The organism is Collimonas sp. OK607 (genome assembly GCF_900111995.1).
Taxonomy (GTDB): domain Bacteria; phylum Pseudomonadota; class Gammaproteobacteria; order Burkholderiales; family Burkholderiaceae_D; genus Collimonas.
This window is the reverse complement of record NZ_FOKF01000022.1, coordinates 29964-46552: the sequence shown is the minus strand read 5'-3', so window position 1 is coordinate 46552 and position 16589 is coordinate 29964. Positions and strand designations below refer to the sequence as shown.

14 protein-coding genes and 2 pseudogenes are annotated in these 16589 nt (G+C 53.4%); 11 read left to right on the top strand and 5 right to left on the bottom strand.

The genetic code is table 11. The annotated features are described in order from the left end of the window. Positions 1-17: 17 nt before the first annotated feature. The gene (gene rpmB, locus BM029_RS15670) at positions 18-254 is read right to left on the bottom strand and encodes a 50S ribosomal protein L28 (protein ID WP_014005219.1); all 237 of its coding nucleotides are present in this window, start codon (positions 252-254) and stop codon (positions 18-20) included. A gap of 135 nt (positions 255-389) precedes the next feature. Beyond that, a pseudogene (locus BM029_RS15665) lies at positions 390-611 on the bottom strand (JAB domain-containing protein); the annotation flags it as partial. A gap of 551 nt (positions 612-1162) precedes the next feature. On the opposite strand from BM029_RS15665, the gene BM029_RS25650 reads away from it, so the two are divergent. From BM029_RS25650 to BM029_RS26625, 3 genes and pseudogenes are all read left to right on the top strand, one after another. Further along, complete coding sequence (locus BM029_RS25650) at positions 1163-1465, top strand: hypothetical protein (RefSeq protein ID WP_139217260.1); 303 nt, start codon at positions 1163-1165, stop codon at positions 1463-1465. A 158-nt stretch (positions 1466-1623) separates the two neighbouring features. Continuing rightward, positions 1624-1962: pseudogene (locus BM029_RS15660) on the top strand (transposase); the annotation flags it as partial. Between the two features lie 28 nt (positions 1963-1990). Next, positions 1991-2077 (top strand): hypothetical protein, encoded by an 87-nt coding sequence (locus BM029_RS26625; RefSeq protein WP_371329127.1) that lies wholly within the window; start codon positions 1991-1993, stop codon positions 2075-2077. Between the two features lie 783 nt (positions 2078-2860). Here BM029_RS26625 and BM029_RS15650 read toward each other — a convergent pair. The 3 genes from BM029_RS15650 to BM029_RS15640 all read right to left on the bottom strand — a co-directional run bounded on the left by BM029_RS15650 (position 2861) and on the right by BM029_RS15640 (position 6670). Then, entirely contained in the window at positions 2861-3865 is a 1005-nt protein-coding gene (locus tag BM029_RS15650) for a glucokinase (protein WP_092437558.1), read from the bottom strand. Between the two features lie 57 nt (positions 3866-3922). Then, positions 3923-5293 (bottom strand): class-II fumarase/aspartase family protein, encoded by a 1371-nt coding sequence (locus BM029_RS15645; RefSeq protein WP_211482488.1) that lies wholly within the window; start codon positions 5291-5293, stop codon positions 3923-3925. A 348-nt stretch (positions 5294-5641) separates the two neighbouring features. Next, positions 5642-6670, bottom strand: coding sequence for a substrate-binding domain-containing protein (locus BM029_RS15640; protein ID WP_170851097.1), 1029 nt, complete (start codon positions 6668-6670; stop codon positions 5642-5644). Positions 6671-7097: 427 nt separating this feature from the next. Between BM029_RS15640 and BM029_RS15635 the strand changes: the two genes are divergently transcribed. The 8 genes from BM029_RS15635 (at position 7098) to BM029_RS15600 (ending at position 16580) form a co-directional block, all read left to right on the top strand. Continuing rightward, positions 7098-8369: an ABC transporter substrate-binding protein gene (locus tag BM029_RS15635; RefSeq protein WP_092437554.1), complete on the top strand. Its 1272-nt coding sequence runs from the start codon at positions 7098-7100 to the stop codon at positions 8367-8369. A gap of 46 nt (positions 8370-8415) precedes the next feature. Then, positions 8416-9330, top strand: coding sequence for a carbohydrate ABC transporter permease (locus tag BM029_RS15630; RefSeq protein WP_092437552.1), 915 nt, complete (start codon positions 8416-8418; stop codon positions 9328-9330). A 26-nt stretch (positions 9331-9356) separates the two neighbouring features. Beyond that, positions 9357-10163: a carbohydrate ABC transporter permease gene (locus BM029_RS15625; RefSeq protein WP_244545080.1), complete on the top strand. Its 807-nt coding sequence runs from the start codon at positions 9357-9359 to the stop codon at positions 10161-10163. A 57-nt stretch (positions 10164-10220) separates the two neighbouring features. After that, the gene (locus BM029_RS15620) at positions 10221-11357 is read left to right on the top strand and encodes an ABC transporter ATP-binding protein (RefSeq protein WP_092437548.1); all 1137 of its coding nucleotides are present in this window, start codon (positions 10221-10223) and stop codon (positions 11355-11357) included. Positions 11358-11593: 236 nt separating this feature from the next. Continuing rightward, entirely contained in the window at positions 11594-12754 is a 1161-nt protein-coding gene (locus tag BM029_RS15615) for a porin (RefSeq protein ID WP_092437546.1), read from the top strand. A gap of 794 nt (positions 12755-13548) precedes the next feature. Further along, positions 13549-14004, top strand: a complete 456-nt coding sequence (locus BM029_RS15610) for an FKBP-type peptidyl-prolyl cis-trans isomerase (protein ID WP_092437544.1) — start codon at positions 13549-13551, stop codon at positions 14002-14004. A 55-nt stretch (positions 14005-14059) separates the two neighbouring features. Next, complete coding sequence (gene ispH, locus BM029_RS15605) at positions 14060-14992, top strand: 4-hydroxy-3-methylbut-2-enyl diphosphate reductase (protein ID WP_092437542.1); 933 nt, start codon at positions 14060-14062, stop codon at positions 14990-14992. A 658-nt stretch (positions 14993-15650) separates the two neighbouring features. Continuing rightward, a complete protein-coding gene (locus BM029_RS15600) occupies positions 15651-16580 on the top strand; it encodes a branched-chain amino acid ABC transporter permease (RefSeq protein ID WP_092437541.1) in 930 nt (309 codons plus the stop codon). The last annotated feature ends 9 nt before the right edge of the window (positions 16581-16589 follow it).

Genomic DNA, 16589 nt, shown 5'->3' with positions numbered 1-16589 from the left:
TTCCTTTATTCTGCTAGTTAGACTTTTTCGCCACGAGCGCGCAAATCGGTCAACACGGCATCAATGCCGATTTTGTCGATTACGCGCAGACCGGCGTTGGACAAGCGCAGGGAGACCCAGCGATTTTCAGACTCGACGAAAATGCGGCGATTTTGCAAGTTAGGCAAAAAGCGACGTTTCGTCTTGTTGTTTGCATGGGAAACGTTGTTGCCGACCATCGGCCCCTTCCCGGTGACTTGGCAGACACGTGCCATGTTTTTACTCCTAAAAGATTTCCGAAACTGGAAAAAAGGTGAGTATATATAAAAATATGAGATTTTTCAATGACTTGCGAAAAACAATTGTGTCTTCTGCGCTTTTTAAGATTTAACAATTTGAAATCGGAGGGTTTACAGCTGGCCGTGCTCCGCAAACGAGTGCACTTGCGTTCCCGCAACGATGAAATGATCAAGCACCCTGACGTCGATCAGCTCCAGCGCCTGCTTCAAAGTGTTGGTTAATTTACGATCCGCGGCGCTTGGCTCCAGTGTCCCCGAAGGGTGATTATGCGCCAGCATGACGCTGGCGGCATTGTGCGCCAATGCCGCTTTGACCACTTCGCGCGGATAGATGACTGGACTGACAAGTTTTACAAAAATGGACATCGTATTAGTGAACATAATCAATTACTTAGATTGAAACATGTTGTCCATTAATATTTATTTATTATGGACAATTCTTGGTGCAGCGTGTCCATATGCAGGGGGTAATCTCGAGAGAGTAGGTCACAAGCCCTTGATTCTTAAAAATGAACAGTTCATCTTTTCTGAGAACGCTACGTGTAGCGCACACCGCAAAAAATGCGGCACGAATCGGCGGGTCGCATGAAAGGGGCCTTTCCGACCTTTTCCCGGAGATATTTAAGTGGGAGCGAGCCTGATGCTGGAATCAAAATTCTAGCCTACTAATTTATCTACTTTTTTCCGAATTCGTAACTTAGCAGTCGTCGTCTTGTGCGCCTCCTTGAAGAAGCCTCCCAGTTCGTCAGCAAACGGAGCGTGGCGATAGAAATTGGGTAGACCGGGAGATCGAATATTTGGTGGAAACGAAATATTGGCGAACAGCACAAAGCCAACCGGCGCCACCTCTTTTAATGGGAAGCGTAAAGCGAAAGGATAAACGCGTGTTTGAGCTAGCGCCTACGTTGTGGTTTGGCTGGTTTGCACCAGGCGAATCGTTTCAGGCTGGGCCGTTTCAAATTACTGTGCCACATGACGCCCCCCAATATCCATCTTTCGAAAACGTTACACTTTATGAAGTCGTACTGGAGCAAATGATTCAATCTGTTATCGATTTTTGGGAAGATTTGGAGTGCATGCGTTGCAATTCTTTCCGCAACATGGATGAATCAGTTGTGCGACGGTTGGCAGCTTGGCCTGAAAAGCGAAGTCAGCGACGCATTAAAAGAGTGTGGACACCTGCCTGACTTATGAATCTTGAGAGTCTGCTTGCGGCCCAGACTGTGTAAAAACAGATCCAAGCCGCAACTGGCTTCAAATATAACGTAATTTTCTTGTTCCCCGAGTAAACGAAATAGGCTCTGTCGTGTCATAGCGATATCTCGTCATATCTCGGGTGATCAATATGGGACGTTTCATCGAAGGCAGGGACCGGACGCAAGGCATATTGCTTCCAGAGCAGCTGGACGACTACGTTACAGAAAGCAACCCAGTGCGGGTAGTCGACGTCTTCGTTGATGAACTGGATCTGGATCAGATGGGATTTGATGGCGTCAATCCAGCAGAAACCGGACGGCCTGCGTATCACCCCTCTGTACTTCTTAAAATCTATATTTACGGTTACCTCAATCGCATTCAATCGAGCCGGCGTCTTGAGCGGGAAGCGCAACGCAATGTGGAACTGATGTGGCTAACGGGTCACCTGAAACCTGACTTCAAGACGATCGCCAGCTTTCGTAAAGATACGTTACCGACTTGGGCGCATATCGGAGTTGGTCGGACTTGATCTTGATTCGGCTGAGGGGCGCTTTCGCCTGCAGGTCGGCGCCCGACTTTACCTAATGGAAGAAACGATGTGATCCGCTTCTATTCTTTCAGAGAACTACATCTGAGAAAGTCCAAAATCGTCGACATCAATAACCGTGACATAGAATGCCAATGACCGCAACCGCGGCATTTCTGCCGTTGGACCCGCGAGCCGTGACAGGCTGCTCGGGGTCGGGTCCGGTCTCTCAAATTTAGAAACCGACCATTCAAGAAAGTAACGCCAAAGTATTTGTCGTTTGAATCGCGGAACGACGGCTATGCGAAGTGGAGCAGCCGCTCAGAATTGCACCTGAGGACGGCCAATACCGTCGACACTAGTAACAGCGTTATGGAAAATCAATGTCCGCAACCGCTGCATTGCAGACTTCAATGAATCAGGCTTCACTGGCCGTTTCAGACTGGGTGCGGCCACTGGGCATTCGATGGAATGCCAAACAGCTCTATGCAAAATGCGTTCTTTGGCGACATTGGAACGAACGGCGGCTTAGGTAGGTAGACCGGCCGTTGCCGGAAATTTCTCAACCAGCGGCTGGTTTGCCAAAGCTGGCGGGCAGCTAACGACTTTGAATTCTGCTAATGAAAACAACGCAAAAGATAAGCGATCTTGCCAACTATCCCGCTATCTAGACGCTGGGGTCAGTCCTGCAAAGTTTGATGCTAGCCAACACGGCGCAGCTATCATGATAGGTGCAGTTTTCTCACAGATCAGTTCAAGGCGACAGAATAAGAATTTGCACATGCCCAGTCTGGAAGAGCTTTAAATCTCTTAGAATTATTTGAATTGATAGAGAATAGGGCAAAGATGACAGGCGGGATCAATGTTCGGACAAAATTGCGGCCACGCCGACAAATGCCGGATATTGCGCGGTGATGACGTAGGTCGGAATCTGCGCGAGATATTCGCTGAACCGGCCTTTGCTCTCGAAGCGGGAACGAAACGGTGATTGAGTGAAATATTCGCCCAGACGAGGCACCACGCCGCCGCCGATATAGATGCCGCCCAGCGCACCCAAAGTGACAGCGAGATTTGCGGCGATCGTTCCAAGCATCCCACAAAAACACTCAATTACCTCCTGGCAAAGAGTATCTGTACCGGCCAATGCACGATTGACGATTTCGGGTGTTGCCAGCGATGCATTGCTGTAATGGCCGCGGTGTGATGCTAATGCCTGGTAAATCAATTCGATGCCTGGGCCGGAGATTAGTCGTTCAGCCGAAACGTGGGAATAACTGCGCCAGCAATACTGCAGGACGGCCACTTCGCGTTCATCGGCGGGTGAAAACGAAACATGGCCTCCTTCGCTATTCAGCGCCAGCCAGCGCCCGTCTGTGGGAATCAGGCCGCCGACGCCAAGTCCGGTGCCAGCGCCGACTAATCCTATTGCGCTGCCCGTTACTGCCTTGCCGTCACCGATCTGCACGCAATGGGTAGGCTCCAGATGCGGCAGAGACATTGCCAGCGCAGCGAAGTCGTTGACTACCAGCAGTGTTTCCAGACTTAAACGCCGGCGCGTGGCGTCGATAGAGAAGCTCCACCTATGGTTGGTCATTTTCACTTCATCGCCTCGCACTGGATTGGCGATGGCGATTGCCGCATGTCGCACTGAGGGATTCTGGCATTGCGACAAATATGCTTCGACCGCATCAGAAAATTCGGCGTGGTCGGCGCATTGCAGTACCCGAATGGCGTCGATTCGTCCCGGAGCGTACTCCAGGGCAAAGCGAGCATTTGTGCCGCCGACATCACCCAGGAGGCGGGGGCCATCGGGATATGCCGCGGGGTTCAAGTCGTGGAAATGAACGGTTGTAGTGGAAGACATGCAGGTGGCTTTCGGGTGAGCACAGACAAGTTTTTAAACGCACGTGTTTTTCTCAAATCATGCAACTTTCCTGCGCGCTTCGAGGTCCGCCGCCGCATGTCGTGCCGCGATTGCCCCGCGCCGCGCCAAGTCAGACGATAAGCCAGTGTGACGACTAGGCTCCAGCAGCGCATGGATGACATCTGCGCTAAGGTGCGCATTGACACGATCATCTGCGATAAGCCGATCCGCAAAAGAGCCGCCTTGAGTAGCCACGGCTTGTGCCGCAACGTAGACGACGTCATGCGCGTGCTGCCTGCCTATTGCTGCGCCAAGCTCCAGCATGACCGCCTCAGCCGCGATGAGGCCGCCGGAAAGTGAGAGATTCGCTTTCATTCTCTCCGGATAGAGCCGGAGGCCGGATGTCACGAGGATTATTCGCTCCAGCATGTCGCCCGTCAGAATGGAAGCTCTGGTCACTGCGTCGTGCATCAATGCGCCGGTGCCATCGGCTTCGTGTTCGCATTGCGCCGCTTCCAGCGCGAGAGGGACGAGTGAGCGGATCTCGGTCGATATGTTGATAATGTCCTGGCACAGCTGCGGGTTGCGTTTTTGCGGCATCGTGGAGCTGCCAACGGTCCCTGCAGGTACCGGTTCTTCAACTTCGCCAAATTCGGTTTTCATCAGCGTGTAGATCTCGCGGCCGATTTTTCCGCATGTCGCTGCTGCAAGGCCTAGCGTGCACACATATTCTGCGAAGTGGTCGCCGATACTGCGCGCAGGTATCGCCATTGGAGCAAGGCCGAGCCGCTGCGCAATGTCGGCCTGGAGTTGGGGCGCGCGATCGCCAAGTGCCGCGAAGGTGCCCGCTGCGCCGCCGATAATCGCGACGAATAGCCGAGGCTCCAATTGGGTCATGCGGGTGGCGTGGCGGGCCAGCTCGTCAATCCATACGGCCACCTTGAATCCGAACGTCGCAGGGACGGCGTGCTGGCCATGGGTTCTTCCTGCAATGACCATGTCCGCCCCGCGCTCAGCGAGATCTGCCAGGACCACGAGCAATCGCGACATCTGCTTAAGCAAAGCGCTGTGCACCCGCTGCAACACCAGAATATCGCCGGTCTGGGTAATGTTTTGCGTTGTCGCGCCCCAGTGTACATAGCCGCCGTATGCTTCTCCGACGACTCGGCTCAGTTCGACGATCAATGGCATCAGGGGATGGCTCATCTCTGCGATCCCGACGCGAATACGCGCCAAATCCAGTTGATTGAGTTGTGCTGCGGTGCTGATAGCATCGGACGCCGCGGCCGGGATGATGCCGAACCCGGCTTGAGACTGTGCCAGAGCTGCCTCTACATCGAGCCACGCTTGCCAGCGATTCTCAATGTCGAAAAGCGTCCGAATGCCGGCATTGGGGACTCTGGAGTCGGTAAATCTTGGATTTATCATGGTTAATTTTCTCTAATGCCGCCGACGCGGTTGATTTTAAGTCTTCGGCAGCTTGGATAAATACATCATTGCGCAGTATTTTTTTATTTTAATTTAAAGCGCTTGCATAAGAATACTAAGATGGGATTGCGATGTCAAGACATCAAATTCTCGTATTTATTCAGTTTTTATCTATTTGCAATGAAGATTGATATCGGAAATACATGGTTGTACGGAGGAGTAATTAAAGCGCTTGTATTTTGTCGGTGTTTTAACGCCATTTTGAGATGTGCCAGTGACATGACTTGTAAGCATTGACGTCTGCTGGCAATGTGAGCCGAAGGACGGGACTTCGGCTTCAGGAGGGGATTACCGCCCGGGCGGCGGCCCGATGGAATCTCTTACAACGAGGTCGACAGGCGCGATGTCCTGTTTTGGCTGAATATTTTTTTCGGGGTGCAAGATTTGGTCCACGATAAATTCTCCCAAGTGCTCCCCAGACAGCCGTACTGACGCCGCCGTCGTTGTCAGTGACGGTTCGAACGAGTTTGCGTGAATGCCGCGAAGCTGGTCGTCGTGGGCGATCACGGAAATATCGCGGCCAGGCTGAAGCGCATGTTCTTTAAGGGCGCGATAGACGCCCTGCGCCAGAAAGAGCGCGCCGCAGATGATAGCGGTCGGGGGGGAGGGTGAGGCAAGCATTTGCATCGTAAGTGCATATCCGGACTCTTCAGTCATTGATGTTTCATGCTGCAGCGCGGGGTCGGGCAATATCCCCCGGGCTTCGCAGGCGCGATGAAATCCTCGGCGTCTTGTGGCTGAGTACATGAACTCAGGCAATCCATTTAATGTCGCTATGCGTTTGTGTCCTAGGTTCAGCAGCAGATTTGCCGGTTTCATGAATATAGCCTCGTTGTCAATGTCGACGAACGAGTAGGGGGTGTCGGTTTCCGTTCGTCCGTGCAAAATGAAGGGAAGGCCCAATGAGTGGAGGAGCGGAACGCGATAGTCGTGCACGCGCGCTCGGGTGACGATGATGCCGTCGACCGAGCGCGTGGCGGCAAGTCGGCGCAGGATTGATTCTTCGTCATCCTCGTCAAATGGCGCCAATACCAGGTCGAAGTCGCGTTGCTTCAGTGCTCCGGTTATGCCTGCGAGAACGTCAACGAAGTTGGTTTGAGCCATCAAGAGTCGCGCAAGAGGAAATACGAGGCCGATGGCATTGGCGCGGCCGGTGGCGAGCCGTCTGGCCGCCTGGTTAGGGCGATAACCCAATTCCGCGGCTGCTTCCGCAACCCGTTGCCGCGTTTTTGCGCTAATTTGCTCGTGTCCGGCAAGTGCGCGGCTCACAGTAGATTGGGAAATGCCAAGACGTTCTGCGAACATCTTCAGATCCATGCGATTTTTCGTCATTGTGGTTGGTTAGGTGGTCTTGCTGATCCTTGTCAGCCTTGGATGTCAGGTTAGAGGAAAGTCGGCGTAGACGCAAGCGCTTCAAAATATGTTAAGGATCGTGGTCGAATCGATAGGCAAAGCCAGATGTTTTTGTTGTCTTTCAGCCTTCTAAAACTCTCAGCATGTCATGACTGGCTTAATAAAATTAGTTTTACGCCGCCGCTTGACAGTGCAAAATAGCCTACCTATACTTACGCAAGCGCTTTAAATTTTAAATAAAACATGAAGGTAATGGCTGCGACAGCGGCCGCGCCTAAGCATGTGAGTCGTAAGCAAGCTCGAACGTCGGCAATGTGCATGCTATTGCAAGCTGATTGGGCCGTTCTTCGAGATTGCATACAAAATGACCTTCTAAACGAGGAGACACCTAATGTTCCGCCATATATCCGGCTTCGCTGCCGCTTTATTTCTTGCCGCCATCTGTGTGACGGGCGCAAGCGCTGCCACTATTACCATTGCCTGTGGACCGACTAGCGGACCAAACTTCGAATTTTGCAAACGACACGCTGATGCCTGGGCGAAGAAGACGGGCAACACTATCAATGTTTTCTCCGCGCCTATCACCACCACTGACACATTGGCGCTGTACCGTCAGATGTTTGCAGCGCAAAGTGCCGATATCGACGTCATGATGATCGATGTCACGTCTCCAGGAACCTTAAAGGACCACCTTGTTGACTTGAAGCCTTATGCGAAAGGCGCGGAGCTTCAGCATTTCCCTTCGATTATTACCAATAACACCGTGGATGGGCGGCTGCTCGGCATGCCATGGTACGCCGATGCAGCCTTGCTTTACTACCGCAAGGATTTGCTCGAAAAATACAAGCTGAATGTTCCCAAGACCTGGGATGACTTCGCCGCAACTGCAAAAAAGATTCAAGCTGCCGAGCGAGGGGCGGGCAATGCCGATTTTCAGGGATTCGTGTTTCAAGCCAAGGCGTATGAAGGATTGACGTGCAACACGCTCGAGTGGTTCCTGAGCTTTGGCGGCGGTACCTTTGTCGATAACACCGGCAAGATCACCATCAATAATCCCGGGGGGATTAAAGCACTGAACACCGCCGCTTCCTGGATCGGCACCATTGCTCCGACAGGTGTGCTGAACTACGGTGAAGAAGACGCACGCGGCGTGTTTCAAAACGGTAAGGCGCTCTTTATGCGCAATTGGGGTTATGCGCTGAAGCTTGTGGAGGCGGCTGACAGCCCTGTCAAGGGCAAAGTCGGATTGGCGCTGCTGCCAAAAGGCAGCGATGCAAGCAAAACCGCCTCGACATTGGGTGGGCGGGAGTTGGCTGTGTCGAAATACTCCAGGAACATCGCTGCGTCGGCCGATCTGGTCATGTACATGACTAGCGCAGAAGTCGAGAAAGATCGCGCAGTGAGGGGCTCGTACATCCCGACTCGACCAGAACTCTTTAAGGACAAGGACGTGCTGGCATCAAATCCTTTCATGGCTAATATCTACGCAGCGCTGATGGACGGCGGAGCGCGGCCGTCGACAGTGACGGCAATGAAGTACCCGGAAGTCAGCAATACGGTTTGGATCGCCGCCCATGACGTGTTGTCTAAAAAGGTCAGTGCCGAAGAGAGCCTGAAAAAGGCCGAGGCCAAGCTCAATCAGATTAAGCGCAATAAGTGGTGAGTTCAAGGCGAATCGGACTTAACCATTTTCCCCAAAGGATTTTTTTATGAATAACAGGACTCGTACAGCCTGGATCTTTCTTGCGCCCATGCTGATCGTGTTGGTGGCGGTCGCAGTGTGGCCGCTCGGCCGATCGATATGGTTCAGTTTCACAGACGCTAATATCAACGATCTTTCTCATGCCCGCTTTGTCGGCTTCGAGAACTACTTCGGTGAATTCGGTTTGTTTGCGAACCCCAACTACACGGACGGTTTCTGGAAGAGCGATTGGGGTATGGCGATTGTAAACACACTTCAGTTTGCTATCGCCTCCGTGGGGCTTGAAACGATGGCAGGGTTGGGCGTTGCCTTATTACTGGACGCTAATTTCAAAGGCCGTATGTTCGTACGCACAGCCGTACTCGTGCCTTGGGCAATTCCCACGGTTGTTTCGGCGAAGATGTGGGGATGGATGCTGAACGATCAGTTTGGCGTCATCAACGATATGTTGATGTCAACCGGATTGATAGCGCACAAGATTGCCTGGACGGCCGAAGCGCAGTACGCCTTGTGGACCGTGGTACTGGTTGACGCCTGGAAGACCACGCCGTTCATGGCCTTGCTTATCCTGGCGGCGCTGCAGACCTTGCCGAAGGACTGTTACGAGGCGGCTCGGGTGGATGGCGTCCACCCGTTACGGGTTTTCTGGAAAATTACTTTGCCATTGATCAAACCGGCGTTGATGGTCGCGGTTATTTTCCGCCTCTTGGACGCGCTGCGGGTATTCGATCTCATCTACATTCTGACTTCAAATAGCGGCAGCACGATTAGCATGTCCGGCTTTGTACGCCGCGAAATGATCGATAACGGCAATATCGGACTCGGCTCTGCAGCGTCGACGGCACTTTTTCTCATCATCGGCGCCGCTACCATCATTTACATGCGGCTCGCACGGGTTCGCGTTTCGGGGGCTGCAGCATGAACAAGCGATCTACTTTAGGCAGCGTCATGCTGTATCTGCTGGCGGCATTGGTCACCATTGTTGCAGTGTACCCGTTCCTTTACGCGATATCGACCTCGCTTAAGACAGGATCGGCGCTGTTTGACCCGCATCTCTGGCCGCGGCAAGCAACGCTGCACAACTATATCGGCCTATTCCAAAGTGCGCAGCCATTCGGTCGGCAGATGCTAAATTCATTGATGGTGGCCACAACCGTGGTGGTGATTTCGCTCGTTCTTGCGGTGACTGCCTCCTACGCACTTGGCCGGATACGGTTCAAGGGCAAGGGCTTGCTGTTGATAGCCATCTTGAGCGTATCGATGTTTCCGCAAGTGGCTGTGTTGTCGGGCATGTTCGAACTCATTCGCGCCATGGGTCTCTATAACAAGGCGATTGGATTAGCGGTGCCATACATGATATTCACCTTGCCGTTCACGGTTTGGGTACTCACCACGTTCATGCGCGATTTGCCGCACGAACTCGAGGAAGCCGCGATTATGGATGGATGTGGGCCATTGCGCATTATCTGGAATGTCTTTATGCCGCTGCTGTGGCCCGCCCTGGTGTCGACCACGCTACTCGCTTTTATGCATGCATGGAACGAGTTCCTGTTCGCATTGACATTTGTGGTCAAGGATTCAGAGCGGACTGTTCCTGTCGGTATCTCCCTGATCTCAGGTTCCAGCCCATTTGAAATACCGTGGGGGGCGATCATGGCAGCTTCAGTGGTGGTCACGTTGCCGCTGATCCTGATGGTGATGTTTTTTCAAAGAAAAATCGTTTCCGGTCTGACCGCCGGAGCGGTCAAAGGCTGAAGAGCGCCAATCCAATCACATGAGCGCTCAAATCGCCAAATATTCAAGGAGTACATGATGTCACGTATTGAATTCAAGGAAGTGTCAAAACGCTACGGACCGGCACTTCCGTTGACGATCAATAAGGCGGAACTGACCGTCGAGCATGGCGAGTTTTGTGTTTTCGTGGGCCCGTCGGGGTGCGGAAAATCTACGCTGTTGCGCATGGTTGCCGGACTTGAGGAAATCAGCGAGGGCGAGTTAATCATCGGCGGCACGACCGTCAATAAGCTACCGCCCTCCAAGCGCGGTGTGGCGATGGTGTTCCAGTCTTATGCGCTTTATCCGCACATGACGGTAGCGGAAAATATGGCTTTCGGATTGAGAATTCTCGGCGCTGACCGGACCGCGATCGACCGCAAGGTCAAGGCCGCCGCCGACATCCTGCAGCTGGGTCCGCTGATGAACAGGCTGCCCAAGGAACTGTCAGGCGGACAGCGGCAGCGTGTGGCGATCGGTCGTGCCATCGTGAAGGAGCCCAAGGTGTTCTTGTTCGATGAGCCGCTCTCCAATCTCGATGCCGCTTTGCGCGTTCAGACCCGCTTGGAAATTGCCAAACTTCATCGCGAGCTTGGTTCCGCGAGCATGATCTACGTTACGCACGATCAGGTAGAGGCGATGACGTTGGCCGACAAGATCGTTCTGCTTCATACCGGCGACTTAATCCAGGAGCGAGGCAGCGTAGCACAGACCGGTTCGCCGATGATGCTTTACCACCGTCCGGCCAGTCTGTTCGTTGCCGAGTTCATCGGCTCTCCAAAAATGAATATCTTGTCGGCAAAATTGATCAGCGCCGAGCACAGTCACGCGGTAGTGGAGGTCGCCGGCCATCGCTTGAATGCTGCCGTCGACGCACGCCATCTGGCGGCCGGCGCGTCAGTGAAGTTGGGGATTCGTCCGGAGCACATTGTGCTTGGTGAGGAGGGCGCACCCGCATCCATACAGGTAGCCCTTGAGCATGTGGAGCGACTGGGGGATGCGTCACTGTTGTATGTGAATCTGCCTGGCGGCCCATCGATGTTTACTGTTCGCGTTGAAGGCAGTGTGCGACCGGTGCAGGGAACAAGCCTGTCTCTGCGTCTGTTGCCAGATCAGTTGCACTTGTTCGACAGCGCCGGATTGGCCTGTACCAGGACGGTTGAATTGCCGACCTGAGGTAACAAGTCCGTAACAGATACTAAGTTTTTTCTCGTCCATATTGCGACGTAAATAAAACGTGTTGCAGGTGTGCAATCACTCGCGGAGATGACTCACGCGAGCGGATAAACACGTGGTTTAGCCGCCGGAGAGCGGTTCATGGGTGGGGGGCGTCTTTAAGATGTCCGCCGAAGAAATCCTCGGAATTTTCTGAGGGATGTTGAACTATATCTGACTATAGGCAGGGAGATGAAATGATCAAGAAAAAGACGCTTTTATTAGTGATCGCGCTCGCCGCGGTGAGCGGTGCGGGATATGCGCAGGAAGAAAGCAATGTCGCAGTGTATGGCCGCCTCAATGTCGGGATGGTTAACTACGCGGGTTATGGGGACGGTCGTGGGACGGTTACCCAGCAAAACAACTTGGCGAGTCGTTTGGGGTTTAGAGGGCAGGAATATCTGGGTAACGGCCTGCGCGCCATCTTCGTTATCGAAACCGGTTTTAGCCCGGACACCGGCGCCGGGGCATTGGGGAGCCGCGAGACCACCGTCGGGCTGCAAGGTGATTTTGGTAAAGTGCGGTTCGGTTATATGTTAAACGCGCTGGACGATCTGCATGCGATAGCAGGTCCCGGTTATCAGACCAATGTGACCAATGATAATTTGAATGGCTTTTGGGCAAACGGCTACGGCAATACGTTTACCGGCAGTACCAGTAGCAACCCTGGGAGCGACGGCTGCAAGCAAGTTGCGGGCAATGCCGGCAATACAAATAGTTTTGCATTCGATAACCGCTACGGTAATTCGATTCGCTATGACTCACCCTCAATCAATGGCGTGAATGTCGCAACGCATTTGTCTCTGGGCGAAGTCGCCGGCTGCAATCCGTTTGCATGGTCGACCAAGCTGCAATATCAGCAAAACGACGTGAATATTGCACTGGCTTATAACCTTCATCACAATCTTCGCGGCCAAGGTCTCAACGATCACATCGTGATGCTGGCCGCCGGTTACAACATTAACCCGCAGGCCTACATCGGCGCTTACTACCAAACATTGCAGTACGACAATCCAGGTCGGAGCAATCTGAAACAAAACGGCTTTGGCCTGGTCGGGCGCGTTTATTTCGGTCCCGGTAGAGTTGAACTGGGTTGGTACCATGCAGGTAAAGGCCAGGGAAATCAGACTCCGGTCTTTTCCGGGATCTATGTCGGCGACGGTACACAGGCTAATTTGTTCGTCTTGGGTTATCGCTATGCACTGTCGAAGCGAGTTGACCTGTGGTCGCAAGTTGCACAATTGCGCAACGGTAGCAACTCTGCATACGACATTGGCGGCGCCAGGAATGCCGGCAGTCCCGGCACGCTGGCCCATAATCCGCGTGCGATTACTGTTGGTATCAAGTACGATTTCTAAGATGTTTCCCCGGTCAAGAAGCCGCTGCCTGATGGTCATCAAGAGTATGCATCAGGGGGCTTCATAACGAATGGGCCTGTAACCTAGAACGGAGAAAAGCCGGTCTAGGTTTTCTTGAATTTATTCTAATGCTTCGCGTCGACCGCTGTTTGAACGTCATAGCAGACGATGCCAGTTTCGCACGCCTTCATTGAACGGTCTCCCTTTGTTCGGTAGCATTCTCACTGCGATAGCTGCATTCGTTGGGACGCCCGGAGTCTCAACGGTCATTGACTATCATGTGCAACGTCGCAATGTAGTAAGTCGGAACTTGATAGCTTACCTTGTGGGTGCCTCGAAGGCACTTGAATACGTCCGCTCATGTCAAACGTTGGCCATCTCCTCTTGGGAAACGTTCCAAAGTATAGAACTGGCCATTCAAAAAAAGTAACTCCAAAGTATTTGTCGTTTGAATCGGCAAGCGACCGCTATGTGAAGTGGAGCCGCCGCTCAGAATTGCGTCTGAGGAAGGCCAATACCTTCAGCATCGGGTACCGCGTCATGGAAAGCCAGCGACCGCAACCGCTGCATTTCTGCCGTTGAACCCGCGAACCGTGACAGGCGGCTTTGGGTCGTGTGCTGCCGGTCGCAACACGCAACAGGTAATTGCCATGATTTAGTCAGGATTAGGTGTATCTGGGTGAGCCTGGGTGAATCCAGGTGTGCAGCCGGCGAAGTCTTATGGCTCAAGGTGGCTTACAATATCATCTTCCGCCAAGTAGTTATTTTTTTGTTAATGGTACTTTTGCTTAATCATGCCTAATTCGTCTCTCCCCGTCGTTACCGAAGCCTCTTATCTGACCTTGCACTACCGCCTCGCCTCGCAAGATGGCACAGATATTGTCAGCACGTTCAAAGAGTCGCCAGCCACGCTGCAGTTCGGCATGGGCCAGCTGGCGCCGTTTCTGGAAACCTGTTTGCTGGGTTTGCCGGAAGGTACCCACCAAACCTTTGACCTGGCGCCGGAACAAGCTTTCGGCCCGCGCAATCCCGAGCTGATCCAGCGTGTCTCGCGCGCTACATTGCGCCAGAACTCGCAGCTGGGAGAGGAGTATCGTATAGGTGACCTGGTGGACTTTGCAGCGCCGGGCGGCGGCAGGTTTGCCGGCGTGCTGCGTGAAATAGACGAGCAGGGCGCCTTATTCGATTTCAATCATCCTCTGGCCGGGCAGTCGCTCAAGTTTGAAGTGAAAATCATCGGTGTCTTGTAAACAACGTGTAATTCGCGTGTAGTCAGCGCGTAGTGTGCGGTTAGAGGAAATGAATATGGATAAAGAGATTTTATTGGCGCAACCGCGCGGTTTCTGCGCCGGAGTCGACCGCGCGATTGAAATTGTCGAGCGCGCGCTGGAGCAATTCGGCGCACCGATTTATGTACGTCACGAGATTGTCCACAACGCTTACGTGGTGGCGGACCTGCGCAATAAAGGCGCCATTTTCATTGAAGAGCTGGCGGATGTCCCGGCCGGCAATACCGTGATTTTTTCCGCGCATGGCGTCTCCAAGGCGGTGCAGGAAGAAGCCGAAGTGCGTGGCTTGAAAGTATTCGACGCCACTTGTCCGCTGGTGACCAAGGTGCACATGGAGGTCGCAAAAATGCGTCGCGAGGGGCGTGAAATTGTCATGATCGGGCACGAGGGACACCCTGAAGTCGAAGGCACCATGGGCCAGACCGAGGGCGGCATGCATCTGGTCGAGACCGTGGCCGATGTCGACAAGCTGCACGTGGCGAATCCCGAGATGCTGGCCTACGTGTCGCAGACCACCTTGTCGGTCGACGATACGGCCGACGTGATCGCTGCCCTGAAGCAAAAATTTCCGACGATTACCGAACCGAAAAAGGGCGACATCTGTTACGCCACCACCAACCGCCAACAGGCCGTCAAGTTCATGGCGCCACAGGTTGACGTGGTGATCGTGGTCGGCAGCCCGAACAGTTCGAATTCCAACCGTTTGCGCGAAGTGGCCGAGAAAAAAGGCACTGTCGCCTACATGGTGGATAACGCCGAGCAGATTGACCAGGCCTGGTTTCAGGGTAAAAACCGCATCGGCGTCACCGCCGGCGCGTCGGCGCCGGAGATACTGGTGCAAGCCGTGATAGACCGTTTGAAGGCCTATGGCGCCAAGAACGTGCGGACGCTGGACGGCGCCGAAGAGAATGTCACTTTCCCTATGCCGAAGGGGCTGGCGCGGGTCTGATCCGGATAATGGCAGCAATGAAATAAATGGAATATGTGAAATAACAAAACAGCCTGTCAATGGGCATCTATCGATGCGGATTGGCAACGCTGTTTTGCACCAACTTCACCTTTGCCGCACTTCTGATTGTTATCTGTCAAAACTTCTTCGACAGCGTTGCCTATGGCGGCTTTCCTGCTTCATTCTGGCGCGAAATTATATTTCGAAGAAGCTCTATTTTTCCATCGATAGTTTTCTGTTTTCCTAGCTATTATTGCGGCGCTGCGGTTTGATTGTAAAACCCTGTGCGAACTGCAGGTAGAAGGGTAATATTGCAGTACTGTCAGAGTTGTTCATCGCTCAACGTTAGTGATGATCTGCACAGTCATGGTGCATTGCCCTCGATGCAATACACTTAAGATAAAAAACGTTTTTACAGAAGACGTATAGGAGACAAACGAGTATGTGTACCCTGTTCACTTTACTTATTCCGGCTGTTCACGCATGGCCAAATTACCTTTCCAGCTTTCGTCCAGAGGAGCAGAAGGGCGTCTCCCAACGGCACTAGGATTTATCCAGGGTGCCGTTTTTGTATCGGGAATGATTTTTGCTGTGCTACCTATGGTCGCAATAGTGTTCTGACCGATTTGAACCAAAACACACATAGAACAAGGAAATTATGGATATCTTTATCCAACAAGTTATCAACGGCTTGGTGCTGGGAAGCATGTATGCGTTGATTGCCCTCGGTTATACGATGGTATACGGCGTGTTGAACCTGATTAACTTCGCCCACGGCGACATCTTGATGATCGGCGCCATGGTTGGCCTGTCGATCCTCAAGCTGTTGCAACACGTGGCGCCGGATCTGCCCGGGATTGTCCAGCTGGCGATTGCCATCATCGGCGCCATCCCGGTCTGCGTTATCGTCAGCCTGATCATCGAGCGGGTTGCCTACCGGCCGCTGCGCAATGCGCCGCGACTGGCGCCGCTGATCACGGCGATCGGCGTTTCCATCCTGTTACAGACGTTTGCCATGATGATCTGGGGCCGCAGTCCGCTGCCGGTGCCGCAAGTCATGCCGTCTGATCCGGTGCATATCTTCGGCGCATTGATCTCGCCGACGCAGATCATGCTGCTGATCCTGGCCGCCGCGTCGATGTTCGGCCTGGTGATGCTGGTTGAAAAAACCAAGATGGGCCGCGCCATGCGCGCTACCGCCGAGAATCCGCGGGTTGCCGGTTTGATGGGGGTCGATTCCAACCGCGTCATCGTCATGACCTTCGCCATCGGTGCTGCGCTGGCTGCGGTTGCCGGTGTGATGTGGGGCGCGAACTATTCTTCCGCGCAGTTCGCGATGGGTTTCGTGCCGGGCTTGAAAGCATTCTCCGCCGCGGTGCTGGGCGGTATCGGCAATATCTACGGCGCCATGCTGGGCGGTATCCTGCTGGGCCTGATCGAGAGCCTGGGCGCTGGCTATATCGGCGATTTGACTGGCAATTTCTTCGGTAGTAACTACCAGGATATCTTTGCCTTCATCGTGCTGATTATCGTACTGACGCTGCGGCCATCCGGCATCATGGGCGAACGTGTCGCCGATCGCGCTTAATCCGGGGAG